This is a genomic window from Streptomyces sp. NPDC058741, from assembly GCF_042746715.1.
In the GTDB taxonomy this organism is placed as follows: domain Bacteria; phylum Actinomycetota; class Actinomycetes; order Streptomycetales; family Streptomycetaceae; genus Streptomyces.
Map to the genome: position 1 here is coordinate 1 of NZ_JBHYQH010000097.1, position 4,535 is coordinate 4,535.

Below are 4,535 nucleotides of genomic sequence, written 5' to 3' on the forward strand. Positions count from 1 at the left end.
CCGCGTCGAAGGCCTCCGCGAACACCGGGAACGCCTCGTACAACTCACGCCCCATCCCCGGCCGCTGCGCACCCTGACCCGAGAACAGGAACGCCATCCGACCGCCGCTGCGCATCTCCCCCACGACCGTGCGGATGCCGGGCTCGCCCAAGTGGAGGGTGTGCAACTCGTCGGCAAGTTCCTGGTGAGTGGAAGCGAGTATGACGGCACGCTGCTCGAAAGAACTTCGGGTCGTGGCGAGCGCATGGGCCATCGGGGCGGACGCCACGTCGCTTCGGTCCTTGAGCGCCGCAAGCAGCCGCTCGGCCTGGGCACGCAGAGCCGCCTCGGTCCGACCGCTCAGGAGCCAAGGCAACACCGTGTCGTCGTCCGCCCCGAGGTCATCCACCCGTGGGTCATCGGGTGCCTGTTCGAGGATGACGTGGGCGTTGGTGCCACTCAGCCCGAACGAGGACACACCCGCCCGGCGCGGGCGATCCGTGTCCGGCCACACCTGCCGCTCCGTCAGCAGACGCACCGCCCCCGACGACCAGTCCACATGCGAGGACGGCTCATCCACATGCAACGTCGCCGGCAACACCCCATGCCGCAACGCCTGCACCATCTTGATCACACCCGCCACACCCGCAGCCGCCTGCGTATGCCCCAGATTCGACTTCACCGACCCCAACCACAACGGATCCCCACCGTCACGGCCCTGGCCATAAGTCGCCAGCAACGCCTGCGCCTCGATCGGATCCCCCAGCCGCGTCCCCGTCCCATGCGCCTCCACCGCACCCACATCCCGCGGAGCGAGTCCGGCGGAAGCGAGCGCCTGACGGATCACCCGCTGCTGCGAAGGACCGTTCGGAGCCGTCAGACCATTGGACGCACCATCCTGATTGACCGCCGAACCCCGCACCACCGCCAGCACCCGATGCCCACGCCGACGCGCATCCGACAACCGCTCCACCAACAGCACACCGACACCCTCACCCCACCCCGTGCCGTCCGCACCCTCACCGAACGCCTTGCACCGCCCGTCAGCCGCAAGCCCACCCTGCCGACCGAACTCCACAAACGCACCCGGCGTGGACATCACCGTCACCCCACCGGCCAGCGCCAGATCACACTCCCCCGCCCGCAACGACTGCACCGCCAGATGCAACGCCACCAACGACGACGAACACGCCGTGTCCACCGTCACCGCCGGACCCTCCAGACCCAGCACATACGACACCCGGCCCGACGCCACACTCGCCGCGTTCCCCGTGCCCACATACCCACCGAAGTCACCCTCCGACAAACCCAGCAACGCCGGATAATCCTGACCGTTCGTCCCCGTGAACACACCCGTACGACTCCCCCGCAACGCGACAGGATCGATCCCCGCCCGCTCCACCGCCTCCCACGACACCTCCAGCAACAACCGCTGCTGCGGATCCATCGCCAACGCCTCACGCGGCGACACCCCGAAGAACTCCGCATCGAAACCACCCACACCGGACAGGAAACCGCCGAGCCGGGTGTAGGGGGACGGGGCCGTGCTCTCGGTGTCCGGGTCGTCGAGGGTGTCCCAGCCGCGGTCGGTGGGGAAGTCACCGATGGCGTCCTCACCCTGGAGGAGCAGTTCCCAGAACTGTTCGGGGGTTTCCACTCCGCCGGGGAAGCGGCATCCCATGCCGATGACGGCTATGGGGTCGTCGGTGACGAAGGTCGTCTCCGGTGCGCGTACCGTGCTGCTGTCGTCGGGGGTGTCGGCCGGTTCCCATCGGGTGAGGAGGAGGTCCGCGACGGCCGCGGGGGTGGGGTGGTCGAACACCAGGGTCGCCGGCAGAGGCGTGCCGGTCGCCCGGGACAGACTGTTGCGCAGTTCGAGGGCGGTCAGGGAATCGAGACCCAGCTGGGTGAAGGGTGCGTCGAGTGGTATCTGCGCGCCGGAGGCGTGGCCGAGTACACCGGCCAGGGCGGAGCGTACGAGGTCGGTGACCGCCTCCCGCCGCTGGGATTCCGGCAGTCGGAGCAGGCCGAGTGGCGAGTCGGCGGACGTGGAGCCCGCGGCGGCCCGGCGAAGCGCCGGGCGGCCGGCCAGGGTGCGCAGAAGCGGGGGGAGCCTGTCGCCGGCCCGGCGCAGTGCCGCGCGGTCGACGCGGAGGGGCAGCGGCACGCCTCCGGTGTGCGCCAGGGCGCGGTCGAAGAGGTCGAGGGCGTCCGCGGTGGTGAGGGCGCCGATGCCGTTGCGGGCGGCACGGTCCTGCGTGGCGTCCGCGAGACCGCGGGTCATCGAGCTGTCGGCCTCCCACAGGCCCCAGGCGATGGACACGGCGGTCTGGCGGCCTTCGGCGCGCAGCTGGCCGGCATAGGCGTCGAGGAACGCGTTCGCGGCCACGTAGTTGCCCTGCCCGGGGGCCGACAGGGTGGCGGCGGCCGAGGAGAACAGGACGAACGCCGAGAGGTCGAGGTCGCGGGTCAGCTCATGGAGGTTGACCGCCGCGTCGACCTTGGGACGCAGGACCGTGGAGAGGCGGTCGGGGGTCAGGGAGGTGATGACACCGTCGTCCAGTGTTCCCGCCGCGTGCACCACGGCTCCGAGGGGGTGCTCGGGCGGCAGGGCGCCGATCACCTCGGCCAGGGCTTCGCGGTCGGCGGCGTCGCAGCCGACGACGGTGACCTGGGCCCCGTGGGCGGTGAGTTCGTCGGTCAGCTCGGCGGCCCCGGGTGCCTGTGTACCGCGCCGGGTGACGAGGAGCAGGTGGCGCACGCCGTACCGGGTGACGAGGTGACGGGCCACGGCGGAGCCGACCGTGCCGGTGCCTCCGGTGATGAGGACCGTGCGGTCCGTCGGGAAGGCGGCACCCGGATGCTCAGGGGTGTCCGGGGCGAGTGTGAGCCTCGGTGCCAGCAACCGGCCCGCGCGGAGCAGGAGTTCGTCGTGGTCGTGTCCTGCGGTCTCGGCCAGTCGGTCAGGGCCGGGGTTGGTGTCGGCGTCAAGGAGCAGGAATCGTCCGGGGTTCTCTGCCGCAGCCGATTTCAGCAGGCCTCGGACGGCCGCCGCGGGGACGTCCGTCACGGTCTCCTCGGTGCCGTCGGCGGCGACCGCTCCCCGCGTGAGCACCAGTAGGCGGGAGCGGGTCGCCCGGGGGTCGGTGAGCCAGCTGCTGATGAGGGTGAGGGCGGAGGCGGTGGCCGTGTGCACGGCGTTCGCCAGGTCCGCGCCGGCCTGCGACTCGGGGGTGTACCAGGGGAGGACGATCAGGTCGGCGAACGGGGCGTCCGCGGTGTCCGAGAGGGCGGCGAGGAGTTCGTCCGGGGTGTGGTGGGCGACGGGCGGGAGCGGATCGGGCGCGGTCGCGGCTGCGACGGGGCTCCATGTGACGGTGTAGAGGTCGCTGCCGTGTTTCCCTGCGGTGCCGGGCAGCCGGTCGGGGTCGACGGACCGGACGGTGACACTCCGGGCGGTGAGGACGGGAGCCCCGGTGACGTCCAGGATCCTGAGTGTGGTGTCCGACGCCGACCGCGGGACGACATGGAGGCGTACCCGCGTCGCCGCGCCGGCGTGAAGGGTGAGGCCGGACCAGCTGACGAGGTGGGGAGCGGGCAGCCCGAGCGTGACCAGGGCAGCGTCGAGCAGCATGGGATGGACGGCGAACCCGGCCGCCTCCGCCTCCCTGTTCTCCGGGAGGGCGGCTTCGGCGAACACTTCGTCGCCCAGGCGCCAGGCGGCGGTCAGGGCCCGCGGTGCTTCCTCCGCCGCGGGGGCCGTAAGGCCGAGCGCGGCGTACAACTCGGCCGGGTCCACGGGTGTCGCTCCGTGCGGGGGCCAGGTTCCTCCGGGGACGTTCACGGTCTCGGTGTCGGTCGGGGCGGCGAGGGTGCCGTGGGCGTGCCGAGTCCACTTCCGGGGCTCGTCGGGGTCGAGGGGCCGCGCGTACAGGGAGAAGGTCCAGCGCTCTTCGCCCGTGACGGCCTCGGTGACGGTCTGGATCTCCGTCTCCCCGGCGGCGGGCAGCGGCAGCGGTTCGTCGATGTGCAGGTCGGTGAGATGGTGGACGCCGAGGCCGCGCCCCGTGTGCAGGGCCAGGTCGGTGAGGACGGAGGCAGGCACGTGGGATCCGCCGCTGGTGGCGAGTTCGCCGAGCCAGGGGTGGGCGCGTGCGGAGAGGCGACCGGTCGCCACCACACCGGCGGAACCGGCAAGGGCGATCCCGGCGGACAGGAGCGGGTGTTCACCGCGGTGCCCGGGTCGGTCCGCGACGGGGTCCAGCCAGTAACGCTGCCGCTGGAAGGGGTACGTCGGCAGGGGGGCCACCTCCGAGGCCCCGGGCAGCAGTACGCCCCAGTCGACCGTCCTGCCGGAGGCGTGCAGTGCCGCGAGGGCGGCGACCGCTGTTCGGGGCTCGTCCCGGTCCTTGCGCAGGACGGGGACGAGTTCCACGTCGTCGGCACGCTCACCGAGCACGGTCTGGGTGAGGGCGGTGAGGGTGCCGTCGGGGCCGATCTCCAGGAACCGGGTCACCCCCTGCGCGGTGAGGGTGTCGACGCCGTCGGCGAAGCGG

1 protein-coding gene is annotated in these 4,535 nt (G+C 72.0%); it reads right to left on the reverse strand.

Annotated features, from left to right (window positions below; all coding sequences use genetic code 11):
* Positions 1 to 4,535 (reverse strand): type I polyketide synthase (locus ACFW6P_RS31980; protein ID WP_386425773.1); only part of this gene is annotated, 4,535 nt, incomplete at both ends.